At 39.4% G+C, this 21,581-nt stretch carries 18 protein-coding genes; 9 read left to right on the forward strand and 9 right to left on the reverse strand.

Going from position 1 to position 21,581, the window contains the following annotated elements; all coding sequences use genetic code 11:
• The first annotated feature begins 4 nt into the window (after positions 1-4).
• The 3 genes from pgi to IA57_RS06090 all read left to right on the forward strand — a co-directional run bounded on the left by pgi (position 5) and on the right by IA57_RS06090 (position 5,017).
• Positions 5-1,651 carry a glucose-6-phosphate isomerase gene (pgi, locus tag IA57_RS06080; RefSeq protein ID WP_036120640.1) on the forward strand — a complete coding sequence of 549 codons (1,647 nt, stop codon included), beginning with the start codon at positions 5-7 and terminating at the stop codon, positions 1,649-1,651.
• 183 nt (positions 1,652-1,834) lie between these two features.
• Positions 1,835-4,474, forward strand: coding sequence for a TonB-dependent receptor (locus tag IA57_RS06085; protein WP_036120642.1), 2,640 nt, complete (start codon positions 1,835-1,837; stop codon positions 4,472-4,474).
• Between the two features lie 102 nt (positions 4,475-4,576).
• Complete coding sequence (locus IA57_RS06090) at positions 4,577-5,017, forward strand: hypothetical protein (protein ID WP_036120646.1); 441 nt, start codon at positions 4,577-4,579, stop codon at positions 5,015-5,017.
• A 64-nt stretch (positions 5,018-5,081) separates the two neighbouring features.
• On the opposite strand, the gene IA57_RS06095 is transcribed toward IA57_RS06090, so the two are convergent.
• Positions 5,082-6,137 (reverse strand): endonuclease/exonuclease/phosphatase family protein, encoded by a 1,056-nt coding sequence (locus tag IA57_RS06095; protein WP_036120649.1) that lies wholly within the window; start codon positions 6,135-6,137, stop codon positions 5,082-5,084.
• A gap of 140 nt (positions 6,138-6,277) precedes the next feature.
• Between IA57_RS06095 and IA57_RS06100 the strand changes: the two genes are divergently transcribed.
• Positions 6,278-9,079, forward strand: a complete 2,802-nt coding sequence (locus tag IA57_RS06100) for a TonB-dependent receptor (protein ID WP_036120655.1) — start codon at positions 6,278-6,280, stop codon at positions 9,077-9,079.
• Between the two features lie 43 nt (positions 9,080-9,122).
• A complete protein-coding gene (locus IA57_RS06105) occupies positions 9,123-10,568 on the forward strand; it encodes a DUF5689 domain-containing protein (RefSeq protein ID WP_036120658.1) in 1,446 nt (481 codons plus the stop codon).
• Positions 10,569-10,623: 55 nt separating this feature from the next.
• Here IA57_RS06105 and IA57_RS06110 read toward each other — a convergent pair whose 3' ends face one another.
• Positions 10,624-11,568 carry an endonuclease/exonuclease/phosphatase family protein gene (locus tag IA57_RS06110; protein WP_036120661.1) on the reverse strand — a complete coding sequence of 315 codons (945 nt, stop codon included), beginning with the start codon at positions 11,566-11,568 and terminating at the stop codon, positions 10,624-10,626.
• An 85-nt stretch (positions 11,569-11,653) separates the two neighbouring features.
• Here IA57_RS06110 and hflX point away from each other — a divergent pair, with 85 nt between their 5' ends.
• Positions 11,654-12,874: a GTPase HflX gene (gene hflX, locus IA57_RS06115; protein WP_036120663.1), complete on the forward strand. Its 1,221-nt coding sequence runs from the start codon at positions 11,654-11,656 to the stop codon at positions 12,872-12,874.
• Positions 12,875-12,938: 64 nt separating this feature from the next.
• Positions 12,939-15,191, forward strand: coding sequence for a transglycosylase domain-containing protein (locus tag IA57_RS06120; RefSeq protein WP_036120666.1), 2,253 nt, complete (start codon positions 12,939-12,941; stop codon positions 15,189-15,191).
• 61 nt (positions 15,192-15,252) lie between these two features.
• On the opposite strand, the gene IA57_RS06125 is transcribed toward IA57_RS06120, so the two are convergent.
• From IA57_RS06125 to IA57_RS06155, 7 genes are all read right to left on the reverse strand, one after another.
• On the reverse strand, positions 15,253-16,194 hold the full coding sequence (locus IA57_RS06125) for a DUF3078 domain-containing protein (protein ID WP_036120669.1): 942 nt from the start codon (positions 16,192-16,194) through the stop codon (positions 15,253-15,255).
• A 69-nt stretch (positions 16,195-16,263) separates the two neighbouring features.
• Complete coding sequence (locus tag IA57_RS06130) at positions 16,264-16,773, reverse strand: DUF2480 family protein (RefSeq protein ID WP_036120672.1); 510 nt, start codon at positions 16,771-16,773, stop codon at positions 16,264-16,266.
• Between the two features lie 6 nt (positions 16,774-16,779).
• The gene (locus IA57_RS06135; RefSeq protein WP_036120674.1) at positions 16,780-17,106 is read right to left on the reverse strand and encodes a DUF59 domain-containing protein; all 327 of its coding nucleotides are present in this window, start codon (positions 17,104-17,106) and stop codon (positions 16,780-16,782) included.
• A 1-nt stretch (position 17,107) separates the two neighbouring features.
• On the reverse strand, positions 17,108-17,530 hold the full coding sequence (locus tag IA57_RS06140) for a SufE family protein (protein WP_036121370.1): 423 nt from the start codon (positions 17,528-17,530) through the stop codon (positions 17,108-17,110).
• A gap of 40 nt (positions 17,531-17,570) precedes the next feature.
• Positions 17,571-18,032: a hypothetical protein gene (locus tag IA57_RS06145; RefSeq protein ID WP_036120677.1), complete on the reverse strand. Its 462-nt coding sequence runs from the start codon at positions 18,030-18,032 to the stop codon at positions 17,571-17,573.
• An 87-nt stretch (positions 18,033-18,119) separates the two neighbouring features.
• Positions 18,120-19,199 carry a zinc metalloprotease gene (locus IA57_RS06150; protein WP_036120680.1) on the reverse strand — a complete coding sequence of 360 codons (1,080 nt, stop codon included), beginning with the start codon at positions 19,197-19,199 and terminating at the stop codon, positions 18,120-18,122.
• A gap of 177 nt (positions 19,200-19,376) precedes the next feature.
• On the reverse strand, positions 19,377-20,606 hold the full coding sequence (locus IA57_RS06155) for an aminotransferase class V-fold PLP-dependent enzyme (RefSeq protein ID WP_036121373.1): 1,230 nt from the start codon (positions 20,604-20,606) through the stop codon (positions 19,377-19,379).
• Between the two features lie 119 nt (positions 20,607-20,725).
• Here IA57_RS06155 and IA57_RS06160 point away from each other — a divergent pair, with 119 nt between their 5' ends.
• Together IA57_RS06160 and IA57_RS06165 are read left to right on the forward strand one after the other, a co-directional pair.
• On the forward strand, positions 20,726-21,064 hold the full coding sequence (locus IA57_RS06160; protein ID WP_036120683.1) for a PadR family transcriptional regulator: 339 nt from the start codon (positions 20,726-20,728) through the stop codon (positions 21,062-21,064).
• Positions 21,061-21,489: a hypothetical protein gene (locus IA57_RS06165; protein WP_036120686.1), complete on the forward strand. Its 429-nt coding sequence runs from the start codon at positions 21,061-21,063 to the stop codon at positions 21,487-21,489. Before IA57_RS06160 ends, IA57_RS06165 begins: the two co-directional genes overlap by 4 nt.
• Positions 21,490-21,581 lie beyond the last annotated feature (92 nt).

Below are 21,581 nucleotides of genomic sequence, written 5' to 3' on the forward strand. Positions count from 1 at the left end.
CCGCATGGCCCTACCCAAAATTAACCCCACACATACAGCTGCTTGGACCAAACTTCAAGCGCATTTTAAACAGGTGGAGAACCTATCGATTAAGCAAATGTTTGCTCAAGATGCAGCACGTGCGAATAATATGTCTATTAGGTGGGAGGATTTTCTTGTTGATTTTTCAAAAAACAGGGCGACTAACGAAACGCTTGAGTTGCTTTTAGAGCTTGCAAAAGAGGTTAAGTTGGAACAAGCCATCGAGGCTTATTTTTCAGGAGAAAAAATAAATGAAACCGAAAATCGCGCTGTGCTTCATACGGCATTAAGGGCCAACCAAACAACAGCGGTTTTTGTTGATGGAAAAAATGTAGTTCCCGATATTTATGCTGTAAAACATAAAATGAAAGCATTTACCAATGCGGTTGTAAACGGGGGAAAAACAGGGTATACAGGAAAGCCGTTTACCGATGTTGTAAACATTGGTATAGGCGGCTCTGATCTTGGGCCAGCCATGGCGGTCGATACCCTAAAATACTATAAAAACCATTTAAGAACGCATTTTGTAAGCAATGTTGATGGCGACCATGTTGCCGAAATCCTAAAAACACTAAACCCCGAAACAACCCTGTTTGTGGTTGTGTCTAAAACCTTTACCACACAAGAAACACTTACAAACGCACAAACCATAAAAACGTGGTTCTTGCAGTCTGATGCAAAAGCCGATGTGGCCAAACATTTTGTAGCCGTTTCTACATCTGAAGAGAACCCTCAGGTGTTTGGAATTGATAAAGACAACATTTTTTTAGTTTGGAATTGGGTTGGCGGGCGTTTTTCGTTGTGGAGTGCGGTAGGTCTAACCATAAGTTTGGCTTTAGGATACGACAATTTTGAAAAGCTGCTTGAAGGTGCCAACAAAATGGATAACCATTTTAAAAGTGCATCGTTTAATAAGAATATTCCGGTGGTTTTAGCGATGCTGTCTGTATGGTACAACAACTTTTTTAATGCCGAAAGCGAGGTGGTTATTCCGTATTCCAGTTATTTAAATACTCTGGCAAAATACCTGCAACAAGGCACTATGGAAAGTAACGGCAAAAGTATTGACCGAAATGGAGAAGCTGTAGACTACCAAACTGGAACCATTATTTGGGGTGGCCCAGGAACAGATTCGCAGCATGCGTTCTTTCAGTTGTTTCACCAAGGGACTAAGTTAATCCCAGCCGATTTTATTGGGTTTGTAAATGCGCTTCACCAAAATAACAATCACCAGGATAAGCTTATTTCAAACTTTTTGGCGCAAACCGAGGCTTTGCTAAACGGTAAGACCAAAGCAGAAGCTGTGCAGGAACTAGAGGCTAAAGGGGTTTCTAAGACCGAAATAGACAGGCTGCTGCCATACATGGTTTTTGAGGGCAATAAGCCAACCAATACCCTTTTTATAAACAAGCTAACACCAGAGAGTCTCGGGAAACTTATCGCGTTATATGAGCATAAGATTTTTGTGCAAGGGGTAGTTTGGAATATTTTTAGCTACGACCAATTTGGCGTAGAATTAGGCAAACAATTGGCCGGCCATATTTTAAAAGACTTCAAGGCTGCCAACATAGGGCATCACGACCCATCTACACAGCATTTAATCGCATATTACAAGGCGTTAAAAAGCTAATTGTTAATTAATTTGTTGATTAAAATATTGTATTTATCTGATAACAAGTAAATAAGCCTTTAAATTAGGAAAGCTGTTTTTAGTAGAAAAATAATATGCATGCATAATTAACAATTACGTAATGTATAATAGATAAAGTTGCGTAATTTTGCCGAAAATTAAAACCAATTATCTTTTAATAACATGAGAAACATTACTAGATTATTTATGGCAGTAGCATTTATGTTTACTGCTTTTTCTATGGCACAGAGCACCATAACAGGTACGGTAAAAGATGCCGAAATGAACGCCCCGTTACCTGGAGCAAACATTGTTGAGAAAGGAACTTCAAACGGTGTGTCTTCAGACTTTGACGGAAACTTTACTTTAACTACAGAGGCCGCCTCTGGCGAAGTGGTTATTTCGTATGTAGGTTACGGTAAAGTAACATTATCTTTTAATGGCAACGCTAACTTAGGCGAAATTGCCTTAACACCAGACAATTCTTTAGAAGAAATCGTTATTATAGGAACTGGAATTGTTGATTTGGCAGAGGGAAGAGAAACTCCTGTAGCAGTATCTACAATAAAAGGAGCAGACATTCAATTAAAATCTGCTGGAAATGTTGAATTTGGTGAAGCATTAAAAAACACTCCTTCAGTTTACGTGTCTAACCAAGCTGGTGGTTTTGGAGATAGCCAGATATTTTTAAGAGGTTTTGACCAAACCAACACAGCTTATATGTTAAATGGTCAACCAATTAATGGTATGGAAGATGGTAGAATGTATTGGTCTAACTGGTCAGGAATGAGTGACGTTGCTAATGCTGTACAGGTACAAAGAGGTTTAGGTGCTTCTAAATTAGCCATTTCTTCAGTAGGTGGAACGGTAAACATTGTATCTAAAACAACAGATAAAACACAAGGTGGTTTTGTAAGATTTCTATCAGGAAACGATAGCTATTTTAAAGGAACGGCTTCTTATGATACAGGTTTAAGTGATAAAGGATGGGCTTTCTCATTTCTTGTAGACCATTGGCAAGCCCATAGAAAATATTCTATAGGAACAGCAGGGCAAGGTCAGAACTACTTGATATCGGTTGGGTATAAGCCAAACGATAAACACGCCTTCAACTTCCTATTAACAGGAGCGCCACAATGGCACGACCAAAACTTTTCAGAAGACTTAGAGTTTTACCAAACTTATGGTGAAAAAGCTAACGATAACTCAGGGTTCCTAAACGGTGAACGTTTTACAGAAAGACGCAATTATTACCACAAACCAGTGGCAAACTTAAACTGGGACTTTAATATTAATGACAAATTAGACTTATCTACTGTAGCATATGCTTCTTGGGGCCGCGGTGGCGGAACGGGTAATGTAGGTAATGGTCGTATTAGAAATGGAGATTTAGGCATTAGTGGTTTAAACGAAAGAGAAATTAATTTTGATGCTATCGTTGAAAATAACATTGCTACTGCCGATGCAAATGGTAATGGTAATTTTGGTGACTCTTACTTAAGAAGATCTTCTGTTAATGCGCATAACTGGTACGGATTGTTGTCAAACTTAAACTATGAAGCCAATGAAAATTGGAACATGAACATAGGAGTAGATGGAAGAACGTACAATGGTATTCACTTTAGACAATTAGAAAACAAACTAGGGCTTAATGGTTATAATGATAACTTTAGAACAGATCGCCCAAGTGATTATGTAATTACCGAAACATTTGAAGCAAACCCATGGTCAGCTTTATTTGATTACGCCGATGACGATCAACGTTATGACTATAACTACGAGGAAGTTATACAATACGTGGGTGGTTTTGGTCAAGTAGAATATAAAAACGATAGTTTCTCAGCATTTGTGCAAGGAGCAGTTTCTACGCAATCATATCAAAGAGAAGGATTCTTTTCTGGATATGGTGATGGAAAAGGAAAATCTGAAAAAGTTAGTAAAGCAGGATACAACATTAAGGGGGGAGCAGCATATAAATTAAACGATGAGCACGCCTTATTTGCTAATGCTGGTTTTTATTCAAGACAGCCGTTTTTAGACAATATTTTCGCTAATGTTAGATATAGCAATGAGTTAGCTTCACCAGAAGTAGATAATGAAGAAATCCTTTCTTTCGAAGGCGGCTACCGCTTTAAAAATAAAGTGTTAAGACTTAACATAGATGTTTATAATACCGAATGGGGTAACAGATACTTGGCAATCAATGGGCCAGTACAGCCAGGAGATGACGGTATGGTTGGAACAAGCGACGATCAGTTTAGTACCTATAGAATGACCGATGTTACTCAAGTACACAGAGGTGTGGAATTTGACTTTGAATACAGACCTGTTGCAGCTAATTGGAGCTTAAAAGGATATGGTTCTTTAGGGAACTGGAAGTATGATGGAGAAACGCCTTACACATTACAAAATGACGATACTGGTAATTTCATTACAACAGATGGTAAAGTCGATCTAACCGATGTGAAAGTAGGTAACGCACCTCAAACTTCTTTTGGATTAGGACTTAGTTTTGATTTGTTGGATAATCTATCGGTGGACGGAACATATAATATTTACACAGATTTATACGAGTTTGTAGACCCTTCAGATGTTGCAGCCGAAGCTTTAGCTGGAGGCAAGTACGAATCTGTTAGGTTGCCTGCTTATGCCTTAGCTGATGCTGGTTTAACGTATAAGTTTAAATTAGGAGTAAACGAAATAGTGTTCAGAGGGAATGTGTATAATTTATTTAACGAATCATACATTAACCAAAGAGATAGTTTTGGATATTATTTAGGAATAGGAAGAACATGGAATGCAAGCATCCGTTATAACTTCTAATCTTAGAAAATAAGGTATTAAAAACCCCTTCAAATTGAAGGGGTTTTTTTATGGGTTTATTCATTACCTTTGTGAAGATATAAATAACTAATTTTTAAAAATATGTACGATACCGTAAAAACACTACACTCTTATTGGGCCTACATTGTTTTGCTAATTCTTTTTATTGCTGCAATAAACAGTTTGGTAAAGCGCGCCACAGGAAAGGACTACTTGGCCTTCGATTTTAGAATCTCCTTATTTGCGCTAATTGTGTCCCACTTACAGTTACTAATAGGAATTGTGCTTTATCTGGTCTCTCCTAGAATGGCCCTTTTTGGAGATTTGGGCATGGGAGGCATTATGAAAAACGAAGTTGCTAGACTATACTTAATAGAGCACCCTATAATTAACCTTATTGCAATTGCCTTAATTACCATAGGCTATTCAAAACACAAGAAAAAGCTTATCTCTAAGGCTAAGTTCAATACCATAGCCATATTTTATACCATAGCCCTAGTGTTGTTTCTTTCTAGAATACCTTGGGATGTATGGTTGTCATAACCTATAAAAAAAGCGACTCATTCGAGTCGCTTTTTTTTTTATAGCTGTTTATTTTACTGCAAGCTTATTCTACAACCTCTTTTAAAATGTAAACATATACCGGGAAGTGGTCGCTAAACCCGTCGGTAAAACTGCTGTTGGAAAAACTGCGCTTGGGGTAACCTTTCCATCTGCCATGCTTGTTCACTAGGTAGTTTTTGTTAAAAATACCTGCTTTGTAGTACCTAAACGAAGAGAAGTCTTTTTCCAGTAGCGGCTGGGTAATTAAAATCTGATCAAATAAACTCCAGCTGTCTCTATAAGCATTAGAGCCTAGACCTTTTTTAAAGAAACTTTCCATAGGGTTGTAAATGCCTTTAAAATCAACCTTCTCTTTGTCGTCTTCTGTTTTTAAAACCTTTTTAAGGCTGTCGTTGGTAGGGTCGTCGTTAAGGTCGCCCATAATAAAAACCTTGGCGTAGGGGTCTATATTTTGAAGCGAGTCTACAATCTTTTTAGACAATTTTGCGGCGGCAACACGCTTAGGTCTGCTTCTGGCTTCACCACCACGGCGCGATGGCCAGTGATTAACCAAGATATGAATCATTTCCCCATCAAGTTTTCCGCTAACAAGCAGTTGGTCTCTGGTGTAAATACGGTCTCTAGAGTTGTCGTCGTATATTACAAGCTCGTGCTTGCTGGTATGCAAGGGGGTAAAAAGAGCTTTTTGGAATAATAGCCCAACATCAATCCCACGAACATCGGGCGAGTCGTAATGTACAATGCCGTAGTCGTGGTTAAAAAGTTGTGGGTCGTTAATCAAATCTTCAAGAACGGCTCTGTTTTCCACTTCAGAAACCCCAATAATGGCGGGTGCGTTTTGGGTTACGTCTTTACCAATATCGGCAATAACCCGTGCCATGTTTTGTACTTTCTTTTTGTAAACACTTTCAATGTCGCCTTTCATTTCCATAATAGGGCTGGCTTCATCTAGTTTTTTGGTATCATTCTCAGTATCAAAAAGGTTCTCAAGGTTGTAGAAGGCAACCGTGTGGGCGATGTACTTTTTTTCGTTTTGGGCATGTAATGAGAAGCCCATTAAAACGAATAAAAAAAGCGCTGAAAGTTTAAAATGTTTCATCAAAATCAATATGTTATGTTATTGTTATCTAAATACAAATGTTACGCCAAAAGTAGATATTTATTATAAATAATGTAAATTTGCAAGCTTTAAATAATTATTATTTATCGCTAAAAGAACTATTAACTATAACTCATAGTATGAAAAAAGGATTATTTATTTTTTTATTTGGAATGCTTTCTACAATTACAGCTGTTTCGCAGCAGACTGTGGTTAAAGGAAGTGTATCTGAAGGAGAGTCTTTCGAGCCTATCCCAGATGTTATTGTAACTATTGAAGGCAGCGAGCTTTCTACAACAACAAATGCTTCGGGAGAATTTCAGTTTTTGCAATCGGTGCCTTTAGGCGAACAGGTTTTGAAGGTTTCCAAAAGCGGGTATGTTTCTAAACGCTACCCCATTGTGGTTAACCAAGGACAAGAGGTTAACATTACCGACATGACGTTGGATAAAGTGGTTACAAAAGCCGATTTGTTTACCATTACCCTGTCTGACGATGAATTGAACGACGACACCAGCGGCATGGACAACATCTCTGGTTTGTTGCAGTCTTCTCAAGATGTGTTTCAACGCACAGCAGCTTTTGAGTTTAGCTCGTCTTTCTTTAGAGTAAGAGGTTTAGACTCTGAAAACGGTTCGGTTTTGATAAACGGAATCGAAATGAACAAGCTGTACAACGGGCGTCCGCAATGGAGTAACTGGGGTGGCTTAAACGATGTGCTTCGCAACCAAGAATTAACCACGGGCTTACAGCCTTCGGCTTATAACTTTGGCGGTATTCTAGGAACAACCAACATGAACGTAAGAGCCTCGCAATACAGAGAAGGCGGCCGAATTACCTATTCAACATCTAACCGAAGCTATACCAACCGCTTAATGGCAAGTTATGCCTCGGGCATGTTAAAAGGCGACTGGGCTTTTACCTTTATGGTAGGAAGACGTTGGGGTAAAGAAGGCTACCAAGAAGCCACACTTTACGATTCGAACTCGTTTTTTGCCTCTGTCGAGAAAAAACTTGGCGACAAGCACAGCATAAACTTCACCTCGATTTACACGCCTAACCGACGCGGAAAATCGTCGCCAAACACTCAAGAAGTATACGATTTAAAAGGTATAAAGTACAACGAGTACTGGGGATGGTACGATGGTGAGAAGAAAAACTCAAGAATAAAAGAAATAGAAGAGCCTGTTTTAATGCTTAACCACTATTGGGATATTAGCAAGAAAACACAGTTAAATACTAATGTGGCTTACCAATTTGGTAAACAAGGAAATAGCCGTTTAGATTATGCTGGTGGTGGAAACCCTAGCCCGGCTTATTACCAAAATTTACCAAGTGCATTTTTAGAAGATGGCGATTTAGCAGGGGCCTATGCTGCCGAGCAAAATTTTATTAACGATGGCCAAATAGATTGGGAAACCATTATAGGGGCTAACCTAAACAATAACATTGCCGTTAATGGAAGCAATTATGCTGCTTACGCACTTTACGAAGATAGAAACGACGATAAGCAACTAATGGTAAACTCTATTTTAAGTTCAGAACTTAACGAGAACATTTTATTAAATGCATCGATTAATTATAAAAAACTGAAATCGGAGAACTTTGCAGAGATTATCGACCTGCTTGGTAGTACCACAGGATACCTTAACAAAGATAGCTATGCGTTATCTGATGCCATGGCACCAAACGATTTAAACAATCCAGATTATGTGGCTTTTGAAGGCGATAGGTTTAAATATAACTACAATATTTTTGCCGATGAGGTTTCTGGACACGCCCAAGCACAATTTAAGTACTCAAAAGTAGACTTTTACGCGGCAGCAAGCTATACCAATACCCAATACCAAAGAGAAGGGTTGTACAGAAACGGCCGTCATGCCAATAACTCGTATGGTAAAGGCGATAAGCTAACCTTTAATGGCTTTGGTGCCAAGGGAGGGTTTACCTATAAAATTTCAGGAAAACACCTTATCGATGTTAATGGTGGGTATATTACACAAGCTCCAAACTTTAGAAACGTGTTTACCAATTCTAGAGAAAGCCATGATTACGTAGGTACGGTAAACGGCAACAAACTTTCTAATGTAGAGTTGGTTGAAGAAAAAATTACTTCGGTCGATGCAAGTTATATTTTCCGTTCGCCAATAGTGAACGCTAAATTAACAGGGTACTATACCCTAATGGAAGATGCTAACGAAATCTCATTCTTCTTTACCCAAGGAGGAAGCGGAACAGGATTCCTACAGGAAGTTCTAACAGGTATCGATAAGCAACATATTGGAGGAGAACTAGGCATCGAAGCCCAAGTGTTACCAACCCTTAAACTTAAAGGGGTAGCTTCTGTAGGGCAGTTTACTTATGCCAACAACCCTAATATTTATACAACCTCCAGTTCAGAAGATTTTGTAAACGATGCCGGTGTAGATTTGGTAGCAGACAACGAGGTATCGGTAGCAAATTTAAAAGATTATAAATTAGCGAGTGGCCCACAGCACGCATACTCTGTAGGGTTCGAGTACCGCGATCCAGATTACTGGTGGTTTGGTGCAACCGTAAATTATTTTAACAATACGTATGTCGATGTAAGCCCATTAGCAAGATCGGAAAGATTTTACCTAGCAGATGATGGCCTGCCATTTAATGACTACAATGAAAATGTAGCCCAAGAGCTTTTAAAGCAAGAAAAATTTGACGATTATTTTACAGTGAATTTAATAGGAGGAAAGTCTTGGAAAGTAGGCGACTATTACATTGGCCTTTTTGCTAGTGTTAACAACCTACTAGATGAAGTATACAAAACAGGTGGTTACGAACAAGGAAGACGTTCTGATTACAGAACCCTTAGAGACGACGTAAACCTGCCTAAACGTGTGTTTGGACCAAAATATTGGTACGGACGTGGGGCTACTTACTTTGTAAACCTTAACTTTAGATTCTAAAAAAAACTGAAAAAGAATACATTAATTAAAAACATTAAAACTTATGAAAGCGAATAAATTTTTAACACTGTTTTTTGGTATGATAGCGGCCTTAGCTATTGTATCATGTGTTCAGGATGATGATTTTAACATCCCATCTTCTTTTGGCGATGAAGAAAATGAAAAACTTGAAGCATTAATCGCTTCTTCAACTGTAATAAGTATAGCAGAAGCGAAGGCCATGTACGAAGAGGGCGAATTTATAGACCCTGTAGATACCGAAATCTATATAAAAGGTTATGTGTCGTCTTCCGATAGAACAGGAAACTTCTTTAAGGAGTTCTTTATCCAAGATTCGCCAACAAACCCAACCACGGCCATTAAAGTGGTTTTAAACCTAGTAGATACCTATAACAAATACAATGTAGGTCGTGAGGTTTATGTCAACTTAAACGGACTTTATATTGGTGAAGAGCGTGTTGGTAATGGGGTAATAACCATTGGTGGCGGAACAGAAACCGACCAATACGGAACGACTGTTACACAGTTAAGCAGCAATCAAACGCAAAACAAAGTATTACGTTCAACAGTTACCGAAGAAATGGTGCCGTTAGAAGTAAGCTTTTCACAAATTTCTGGAGCTCACGTAGGACTTTTAGTAAAAGTTAATGGTGTAGAGTTTGAAGATAGTTTAGAAGGAGAACGTTATTTCGATTCGGAGCAGGATTTCGATACAAGAAGAACCTTACAAGCATGCGACGGGTTCGATTATTCAAACTTTCAGTTAGAAACAAGTGCCTTTGCTTCGTTTAAGTACGAATTATTACCTACTGCAAACGGTGCTATTACTGCTGTGGTTAACAAAACTTTCGATGGCGCTAGCTTGGTGTTAGCATTAAACGATTTAGACGGTGTAAACTTTACCGATACAAGATGTTCTTTGTTGAATATTGAGGATTTCTCGGTGGTTTTAGAAGAAGATTTTGAGTCTATGCCAACAGGTACTACTGTTAGTGGTAATGGATGGACTGCTTACGCAGAGGAAGGGAACTACAATTGGAGAGTTCTTAATTCTAGCGACAATCAAAACAACACGAACATTGCTTCTATGGGAGCTTATAACTCGGGAACGCCAGTAAATATAGCTTGGTTAATTTCCCCTGCTATCGATTTGGATGCACAAGACCTTGAGTTTGTTAGTTTTGAATCGTCTAATAGTTTTTCTGATGATAGTGAATTAGAATTGTTAATATCAACCGATTGGGATGGAAACCAGGCAAACATTGCTACAGCGACATGGAGCGCATTGCCAGGGACAATAGTGGGTGATAGCACTCATTACCAAGATTGGGTAGGGTCTGGACTAATTAGTTTAAGCGAGTACTCGGGTAATGTTTATATTGCATTTAAATATGTAGGAGGCGATAATAGTGGTAGTAATGCTCCAAGTACAGGAACTATTGATGGTACCTTTGAAATAGATAATTTTAGAGTATTGGTTGAAAACTAATACATTATTGATTTAGAAATATAAAAAAACCTTGCAATTCGCGAGGTTTTTTTGTTTAAACGGTTTCCAAAACAATGTATACGGGAAAGTGGTCGCTATACCCGCCTTGGTATTTTTTACCAACATACGTCCTAAAGGGCGTGGCTTTGTATTTGCCTCTAAAAACCTGTAAAAAGCGCTCGTTAAAAATAGCGCTTTCTCTGTAGGTAAGTGCGCCTTGCTGCGTTTCAAAAAAATTGGTGCTAAACAAAATCTGATCAAATAAATTCCATGCTCTATAATGCACCGTGGTGCCTTTATTGTGTGATTGAAGCGTCGCCATAGGGTTGTAAAGGCCTTGAGTTTTCGAAAGATGCTTTAGGCTTTTGCTAAAGGGGTCGTCGTTAAAATCGCCTAAAACCAAAATTTTAGGATTGTCATGTTCAGCTTTTATAATATCTATAATTTCAATAACCTTTTTAGCAGCAGCCAGACGTTTTTGGGCCGTTACGTCCTCGCCACCATGACGCGATGGCCAATGGTTTACAAGAACGTGTATAAGCGTGCCGTTTAAGGAGCCAGAGACCAAAAGAATGTCGCGCGTATAGTCCTTGCTGCCATCGTCGTTGTAAATGTTTAAGGGGAAGGTTTCGGTGTGAACCACATTAAAAACCCGTGTGTTGTAAAGTAAGGCGACATCAATGCCGCGTTCGTCGGGAGAGTTGTAGTGCACAAAATCGTAATGAAACGCTTTTAGGTCGCTTGCTGTGATTAAATCTTTTAAAACCCGTTTGTTTTCCACTTCGGCAAACCCAATAAGAGCAGGAGGAAACCCGGTGTCTTCCATTCCTATATGTTTTATGGCATAACCAAGTTTGTGTATTTTATTGTAATACCGCTTGGACGTCCACTTTTTTGCCGAATCCGGTAAATAATCATCGTCATTGGTGGCCGCGTCATTGTAAATGTCAAAAAGATTTTCGAGATTGTAAAAGGCTATGGTAAATTGCTTTTTTTGCATGTTAAGACCTTATTTTCTATAAATATACAGATTAATACATTTTCTATTTTGCAAGAATTGCTTTAATACTTGTAACTTTGCATCTATGTTAGAAAAGAAGAATATAGCGTTAGAGAGTGCTGTGCTGATTGGGGTAGTAACCCAAGATCAAGACGAGCAGAAGTCTAAAGAGTATTTAGACGAATTGGAGTTTTTAACATATACTGCCGGTGGTGAGGTGGTCAAGCGGTTTACCCAAAAGTTAGACACCCCCAATCCCAAAACCTTTATTGGCTCGGGTAAACTGGAGGATGTTAAGACGTTTATTAAGGAACACGAGGTGGGAACGGCTATTTTTGACGACGAGCTTTCGCCGGCCCAAGAGCGTAACATCAGTAGGATTTTAGAGTGTAAGGTTTTAGACAGAACAAACTTAATTTTAGACATCTTTGCCCAACGTGCAACAACCAGCTACGCCAGAACACAGGTAGAGTTGGCACAATGCGAATACTTGTTGCCGCGATTAAAAGGGATGTGGACCCACTTAGAAAGGCAAAAAGGAGGTATTGGTATGCGTGGTCCCGGAGAAACCGAAATAGAAACCGATAGACGTATTGTACGCGATAAAATAGCCCTGCTAAAAGAAAAAATAAAAACCATCGATAAACAAATGGCGGTTCAGCGTGGTAACCGCGGGCAATTAATTCGTGTGGCCTTGGTGGGGTATACCAACGTTGGCAAATCGACCTTAATGAATGTGGTGAGTAAAAGTGAGGTCTTTGCCGAAAACAAACTGTTTGCCACATTAGATACAACGGTAAGAAAAGTTGTGATTAAAAACCTACCGTTTTTAATGACCGATACCGTTGGGTTTATAAGAAAATTGCCCACACAATTGGTTGAGAGTTTTAAGAGCACCTTAGATGAAGTTAGGGAGGCCGATTTGCTGTTGCACGTTGTAGACATTTCACACCCCAATTTTGAAGAGCACATCGAGTCGGTAAACAAAATATTAGACGAAATTAACAGTGCCGATAAGCCAATCATCATGGTGTTTAATAAAATTGATGCCTACGAAGCAGAACCTTTTGATGAAACCGATTTAATGACCCCGCGAACACCGGCCAACTATTCGTTAAAGGAATGGAAACGCACCTGGATGAATAAAATGGAAGGCAACGTTTTGTTTATTTCAGCTTTAAATAAAGAAAATCTAGAGGCCTTCAGAAAAAAAGTATATCAAGAGGTAAGGCGCATTCATGTGACAAGATTCCCCTACAATAATTTTCTGTACCCCGACTACGATGAAAACGAGCAGCAAGAATAAGAGGAACAGTGCTGTTAAAAAAGAAACCAACCAATAAACAAGCCGCTTTAACGTTTTAACGTATATGGGAAAAATAAAGGCGTTATTTAAAAGTAAGCTTACCAAATGGTTGGCAATGGCTTGTGGTGGGGTGGTATTGTTTTTTTTACTGCTTTATGGTGGTGTTTATGTCGGGGTTTTTGGTAAACTGCCTTCAAAAGAGGCTCTAGGAGCTTTAAAGCAGGAAAAAGCCACCCAAGTTTTAGATAAAAATGGCACGTTAATAGGGAAGTACTACATTTACGATAGGCAGCCTTTAGCCTATAAAGCGTTTCCTAAGCATTTAATAGACGCCCTTATTGCCACCGAGGATGTGCGCTTTTACGAGCACAATGGTATTGATGGTAAGAGTTTGCTTCGGGTTTTTTTTAAGAACATTCTTATGGGCGATGCCTCGGCAGGTGGTGGTAGTACCATAACCCTTCAATTGGCCAAAAACCTGTATGGCAGGCAGCAATACGCCTTGTTTGGCGTGCTTATAAATAAATTTAAGGAGGCCGCAGTAGCAAGACGCCTAGAAGCTGTTTATTCAAAAAAAGAGCTGCTAACCCTCTATTTAAACACCGTGCCATTTCCAGATAATACCTATGGCATAGAAAGTGCTTCGCAAAAGTTTTTTAATAAAACGGCTTCGGCTTTAACCGTATCAGAGGCAGCAACCCTAATTGGCACATTAAAAGCCAATAGTTATTACAACCCCAGAAAGTATTTAAAAAGAAGCGAAGCCAGACGCAATGTGGTTTTAGACCAAATGGTGAACTATAGTTTTATGGATAAGGCTGAAGCCGAAAAAATAAAACAGGACAGCTTAACATTGGATTACCATTCTTTTAATCACGATGTGGGTCTAGCGCCCTATTTTAGGGCTCAAGTTAAAAAAGAAGTTAGCCAGATTTTAAAAGACCATAAAAAACCGAATGGCAATCGTTACGATCTTTATCGGGACGGATTGGTCATTCATACCACCCTAGATGCAACCATGCAGCAATATGCCGAAGCAGCGATGCGTGAACACCTAAAGGCTCTACAGAAGCGTTATGAAGCCTCTTATGGCGAAGCAGCACCGTGGCAGAATAAGGACTTTTTAATACAAACCCTAAAGAAAACGCCCGCTTTTCGCCAGCTTAAAAGCAAGGGTCTGAGCGATGCGGCCGTTATGGATACGTTGGCAATAAAACGAGAGTTAAATGTGTTTAACTGGGATGAAACGCCTACACAATCCATGTCGGTAATCGATAGTTTGTCGCACTATTTAAAGTTTTTAAATACAGGCATGTTGTCTGTAGAACCAGCAACAGGCGCTATAAGAACCTATATTGGAGGGGTTGATTACCGTTATTTTAAATACGATCACGTCTCGCAAAGCCAACGCCAAGTGGGATCGACCTTTAAGCCTTTTGTTTATACTTCGGCCATAGAATCGGGTATAAAGCCTTGTAAATACTATACGTTAGAAGCCATAACCTATACCAATTACGACAACTGGAAGCCAACCAATTCGGGCGAAGCTCCAGAAAATGCAAAACATCTTAACTACAGTTTAGAAAAGGCGTTAAGCCAATCGGTAAATACAATTGCCGTTAAGGTGTTGCACGATGTGGGTATTTCTAAGGTTATTGCGCAAGCCCAAAAAATGGGCCTTAAAACAGAGCTTCCCGCCGAACCTTCTTTAGCCTTGGGAACTGCCGAAATAACCATTAAGGAATTGGCTGGCGCTTATGCTAGTTTTGTTAATGAAAGCAGGCCGGTAACGCCGTATATGATTTCAAAAATTGAAGACCAACGCGGTGATGAGATTGTGGCGTTCAAACCCGAAATTAACCAAGAAAAAGCATTTACCGATTATACACGGCAGGTTATGATGCAGTTTATGCAAGCAACAGTAAACTCGGGAACAGCGCATAGACTGCAGTCTGTTTACGGGTTGCAAAATGCCATTGCAGGAAAAACAGGAACAACACAAGACAATAAGGATGGTTGGTTTGTGGGCATTACCCCAAATTTAGTAGCTGTGACTTGGGTTGGAAACGACGATTACAATATTGGTTTTAAAACAACTGGTTTGGGCCAAGGGGCCAATTCGGCATTGCCTATATTTGCTAAGTTTTATCAAAAACTAAATCGCGATAGCGCATTTAATGCCATTACAAGAGCCGCATTCGAAACTCCCGATAAAGATGTTTTAAACGATTTGGATTGCCAACCCGAAAAAGAAGATGGTTTTTTTAAGCGCCTGTTTAAAAGCAACAAAAAAACCAAGGAATTTAAAGCAAACTAACAAAAAAAGCACCCAGAGTTTTATGCTGAGTGCTTTTTTATTTGGTGTTGCTAAGCTGCGTTTAAAACGAATAGCTAAGCCCTACTGTTGTGTATACTTGTAAGTCGTTGTCTACATTATCAAACGTAGGAGCAGGATCTGTAGCTGTGGTTGCATCGTATTGTCCTAAAGCGTAGTTTAACGCTTCCTGTTTGTTGTTTCTTAAGCCAAGCTCAAAGCCAATTCCTATGCCCTTCCAAAGTGAATAGCTGGCAGAGTTAATCCAGGTCCAGTTAGAAAGATCGGCATCTTTATAGCTTTGGAAAGCCGATAGGTTTGACATGAATTTTAAGTCGCCAAAGCTCTTGGTGTAGTTAGCAACAATTTTTGCACCCAAAGACGAATGGAAAACAGTTTCGTTATCGGCAAAAACAAAGTTGTAGTTTAATGGGTGGACCACTACGGTTAAATCGGCATTAGGTCTCCAAGTAGCACCAACACCAACATCTAGATAGCCTGGGTCGTTAAAGTTGTTTAGTAGTGTGGTTCTGTATTCTGCCAAGGTCGATGCCGCGATGGTTTTGGTTAGGTTATAACCAAAAAGCGAGGAAATGTTAAAAACATCGGTCGCTTCACGCCAATCTGTATCGTCATTTGGATCATCTTTATCATCAAATTTTATCCAGCTTAGGTTTACGTTGGCATTGTTATACCAAAAATAATCTTCTTTAATTAATTTGGCATAGGGACTAAACGTAATTCCAATATTACCTGAAGAGTTGTTTGGCGAGCCTTGGGCGTACCAGTTGTTAAATTCCGAAAAACTACCACCAATAATTCCAATGGCACCAATGCGCCAGCCAGGCATAGCATCTATTTGTTTCTGTAAGGCATCAACCTTGCCTTGAAGGACCGCTATAGAGTCTTTCTTAGTGGCTTGTTCTGCCTTTAACTCGTCCATCGTTTGGGCTTGAGCCAAAACGGTGAAACCAATAAAAGTTAATGAAAGGATTAATTTTCTCATGTTTTAGTGATTTGATTTAAAATGTATAAGTGCTTTAATTCTGAATGAGACACCTCTTTTTTAAGAAGGTCATTTTTTTTGTTTAAAAAGTGGCACGGTCGAGCAGGCCTCCCCAAACATAATCGATTTGGCTACAGGCTGTAACTTAGAGATTAACAAGCTGTAAGCCGTTTCGGGGATGGGTTTGTTGGCACATCCTTTAATAATGATAGGCTTACCAACATAAGGTTCTGTAGGTAGGGTGTTGATGATGTTTTGAAAAATAAGGGTTTCTAAAGCAACCAAGTCGCCCACTACTACAAGATTGGCGTAAGGTGAAAGCTTTGTGGTAATAAGCATATACGCCCAAGACGGTATGATGGCATCTGCGCTACAGGTTAAAGCCACATAGGCGTCTTGATATGCATGCCAGTTGTGTTGCTCTACAAAGGCCCTAAAATCTTTTTCTTTTAGAATAAGGCCTTCGTACAGCCAGTCCTTTATGTCTAATACCATACGCTGTCCCTGCGGATAAAAATCCTCTAGGTCCAAAGTAACCAACGGGCTTTTGGCTATGCGATTTACAATGTCTTTTGCCATAACCTGTTAAAGCATTCCCAATTCTAGTTTTGCCTCTTCGCTCATAAGGTCTTGGCTCCAAGGCGGGTCGAATGTAATTTCTACTTCGGCGCTTTTTACCTCGTCCAGCGATTTTACCTTCTCTTCAACCTCCATAGGCAATGTTTCTGCTACGGGGCAATTGGGGGTGGTTAGGGTCATTAAAATTTTTACATCGTAGTCTTCATTTACAAAAACGTCGTAAATCAAGCCTAGTTCGTAAATGTCTACGGGGATTTCCGGGTCGAAAATGGATTTTAAAACCTTAACGATTTTTTCGCCCAAAGCATTGGTGTCTATTTTTGTTTCGCTCATCTTAACTCAATTGTGTTTGGTATGCTACAGCATACATTTTTAGTTGTTTAATCATACTCACCAAACCATTGGCGCGGGTTGGCGATAAATGCTCCTTTAGGCCAATTTTGTCTATAAAGTCGGTGTTGGCATCTATAATATCTTTTGGGTTCTGATTGGAGAATACACGTATTAAAATGGCGATAATGCCTTTGGTAATAATGGCATCGCTATCGGCTGTAAACACCACTTTATCGCTCTCTAAATCGGCATGAACCCAAACGCGACTTTGGCACCCTTTAATAAGGTGATCGTCAGTTTTGTATTGCTCATTGATTAGGGGGAGTGTTTTGCCCAAATCTATCATGTATTGGTAGCGTTCTTCCCAATCGTCGAACATTGAAAATTCGTCTATAATGTCGTTTTGTATGTCGGTAATGTTCACGTTGTTTTCTTTTGATGCAAAAATACGAATAGTAACGTTGCTATTCAACCTTTTCAGATAATGATAACACTTCTTCTACCAAAGTTTTAATGGCTTTTGGTGGGTTGCCATGGTCGAACGATGGTGTTTGGTAGGTAGTGTCCTGAGTTGTTATTTTTAAATTGGCTATTAAAGCACCGTCAAATTGGTGGTCTTTAGAGGGCACTTCAAGGGTTGCCATGTTGGCTAGACCGATGGCTTCTATTTTTTTTACAAGACTTTGGTAGTCCTGTTGGGTGATGGGTTTTTCTAAGGCTTTTGCGTTTAAGCCTGCTTTACGGGTAATTGTTTTTGGGGTAACCTTAACGTCTAAAAGGTAGCCTCTAGTCACGGCCGAATAAGCGATAACATATTCTTGGCCCGTTTTGTTTTGTTGAAATTGTGCTTCGGCTGGGGTGTCTGTTTTGGCACTGCCGCAAGCGTTCATAATAAATAGGCTAACAAGTATGGTAAATATTTTCATGCTGTACTTTTTTATAGAATGTAATATAAGTATACAAAAAAGACGCCAAAGTAGGCGCCTTTTAAAAAAATAACGTGTCGGGGTTTATTATTGAAGCATGGCTTCTCTAGCACCACCGGCTACAAATAAGGTGCGCATGCGTTCTTTCTGGCCTTCAGAGAACATGTACATGCAGGCATCGTTAACATAGTCCATGTAATTCATGGTCATGTCGTTAGATCTGCAATTTACCGTAGGGTACGATGGGCAGCCGTAGTTTGGTGCATCGGATGTTGGTGTGTCAGCAACAAAATCATCTCTATTGCATCTTCCGTCACCCCAAATGTGTCTTAGGTTTAAGTAGTGTCCTACCTCGTGAGTTGTTGTTCGTCCTTCATCAAAAGGCGAAGAAACATAACCTGTGGTTCCAAAATAGTTTGGTCCTACAACAACACCATCTGTAGCGCTAGGCCCACCTGGAAACTGGGCGTATCCTAAAATGCCGCCGCCAATGTTACAGACCCAAATGTTTAGGTGTGTTTCTGGGGTTACCGGCGGATAAGTGCTTTTTACCAAATCGTTTGTTCCCCACGAGGTTCTTGAGTTGGCATGCCTAAATACACCTGCTAACGAGAAGGTAATCTCGGTATCTGCCACAACATTGGCAAACTCGTTTGGTACTTGGTTTATATCGTTGTTAGAGGCGCCAAAATCTTTGTTTAGCACAGTCATTTGCGAATTGATTTGAGTGTCGCTAATGTTTTCTTGGGCATTGCTGTATACAACATGTACATATACAGGAATGTTAATGGAGCCTAGGTTGTCATTATTTCCTCCAGTGTCACCACCACCATCGTTTCCGCCATTACCATTGCCGTTACCGTTGCCAACACCGTCGGGTTTTTTGCCAGCAATAAAGGCGCGCGAACTATATTCAATATCGTACATCTTTTTTTCTAGCCCGGGGTTTTCGTGTAATAATCGGTTAAGGTTAACCATGGTATGGCAAGATTTCGAATTTCCGTTTGCAATGCGCGCTGCTTCATCAACATCGGCATCAGTGTACACATAAAAATCGCTCATGTCTACTTTTACTTGCTGCTGACTTGTAAAATCTTGATTGGATTCGTCGCTACAAGAAGCAAATAACAAGCCTAAAGCTGTTAAACCTAAAAGTGTTTTTTTCATTTTATTTAATTTTTAGTTAAAAACGTGGAAATATATAAAAAAATGAAGGTTAAACAAGCGTTATTGTCAATAAAAACCTTTTATTTTTAACAACTCTTGCTTTTTAGAAGAGGATAAGCACAAAAAAAGCACCGTATTAGGGTGCTGTTTTTTTAGAGTAAGGTATGTGTTATTGCGTTATAGCAACATGTTGGTTGCTTTTTTTACGCCTTCAACTAAAGCATCTATTTCTGCTTTGGTGTTGTAAAAGGCAAACGAAGCTCTTACGGTACCCGGGATTTTAAAGAAATCCATGATAGGTTGGGCGCAGTGATGTCCTGTTCTTACGGCTATGCCCATTTTGTCGAGAATGGTTCCGATGTCGTAGGGGTGAATACCTGCAATGTTAAAGGAAATAACCGAAGTTTTGTGTTTTGAGGTGCCGTAAATTTTTAAGCCTTCAATTTCGAGAAGCTTTTTAGTGGCGTACTCTAAAAGGTCGTGTTCGTAATCTGCAATAGCGTTAAACCCCACCTGATTCATATAATCTATGGCTGCGCCAAAGGCAATGCCGCCACAAATGTTTGGGGTTCCCGCCTCAAATTTATGGGGTAAATCGGCATAGGTGGTTTTTTCGAAGGTGACTTCGGCAATCATTTCGCCACCACCTTGGTAGGGTGGTAATTTGTTTAACCAAGCTTCTTTTCCGTATAAAATACCAACACCTGTTGGGCCGCACATTTTATGGGCAGAAGCCACATAAAAATCGACGTCCAAGGCCTGTACATCGGGTTTTATATGTGGGCAGGCTTGAGCGCCATCAATTAAAACAGCGGCACCTATTTGATGGGCTTTTTCAATAATGGCTTCAATAGGATTTATGGTTCCTAAGGCATTTGATATGTGATTAACAAAAACTAATCGGGTGTTGTTGCTAAGTAGTTTATCGTATTCTGAAATCACCAATTCGCCATCTTCATTCATGGGAATCACTTTTAAAATAGCTCCAGTGCGCTCGCATAACATTTGCCAAGGGACAATGTTGCTGTGGTGCTCTAAGGCCGAAACAATAATTTCATCGCCTTTGTTTAATAACGATGAAAAGCCATTGGCAACCAAATTAATACCATGAGTGGTGCCAGAAGTAAAAATGATTTCGTGAGACTTATTGGCATTAAAGTGCTTTTGAATTTTAAGTCGGGCGGCTTCATATTTATCTGTAGCTTCTTGACTTAAGGTATGCACGCCGCGGTGTATGTTGGCATTGTAGTTACTGTAGTAGTCTACAATACAATCGATGACTTGTTGTGGTGTTTGCGAGGTAGCTGCATTATCAAAATAAACCAAAGGCTTTCCGTTAACCTCGCGATTAAGAATGGGGAAGTCTTTTCTTAAGGCTTCAACATTAAAAGGTGTCTCTAATTTCATATTGCAAAGGTACAAAGCATTGGTGTATCTAAACATAAACAACAGGGCTTTTTAGGTTGTAAACACAAAAAACAATACATTTATATAAAATGTATTGAATAAAAATGTATATTTGTCATATGTATAGTAAAGAACTGACTAAAGGCACGTTGCAACCCATCATTTTAAAACTAATTAGTAGTCGAGATAAAATGTATGGTTACGAGATTACTCAAGAGGTTAAAAAATTAACGTCTGGTAAAATTGATATTTCAGAAGGGGCATTGTATCCCATTCTTCATAAACTAGAAGCACAAGGAGTTTTGACTACCGAAAAAGTATATGTGGGCAAACGTGTAAGGAAGTATTACAGTGTTACCAAAGATGGCAAACAGAAAGTAATCGAGGCTACCAAAGAGATTAACGATTTTATAATGACGTTACATACCATTTTTAATACAAAACCATTAGTTCAATGATATTATCAGAGAAGCACATCGCCTTTATAGAAAACAGTTTAACGCTTTATGGTGTGGAGGATAGTGCGTTAAGAGAGGATTTGGTTGATCATATTTGCACCTATATGGAGCAGGAAGACTCTAGCGATTTTAACGCATTATATCAAAAGGCTTTGCAGAAATTTGGTGGTTATGCGAGTTTTCAGAAGCTACAATTAGAAACCAATTATCAAAAATTCGCCAAGCAAATCATAGCCATCAATAAGGTGAAATTTTCCATAGGTTTTATGGTTATTTTGCTTTTGGTTATGAGCCTGGTCTTTCAAATGATGGCTTGGCCTTATGCTAATGCTTGGTTGTTGGGGGCCATTGCACTTTCGGTTTTGGTTATTCTGCCCATACATTTTTACGTTAAGTACAAACTTTCCGTTCACAAATTTTCTTAAATATTATCTTATGAAAAAATCGTTTTACATCCTGGGTTTTATCACTTTTTTTATTCTTGGTATAGGCGCTATGTTCGAGTTTTTAACTTGGC

The sequence above is a fragment of the Mangrovimonas yunxiaonensis genome (assembly GCF_000733475.1).
GTDB lineage: Bacteria > Bacteroidota > Bacteroidia > Flavobacteriales > Flavobacteriaceae > Mangrovimonas > Mangrovimonas yunxiaonensis.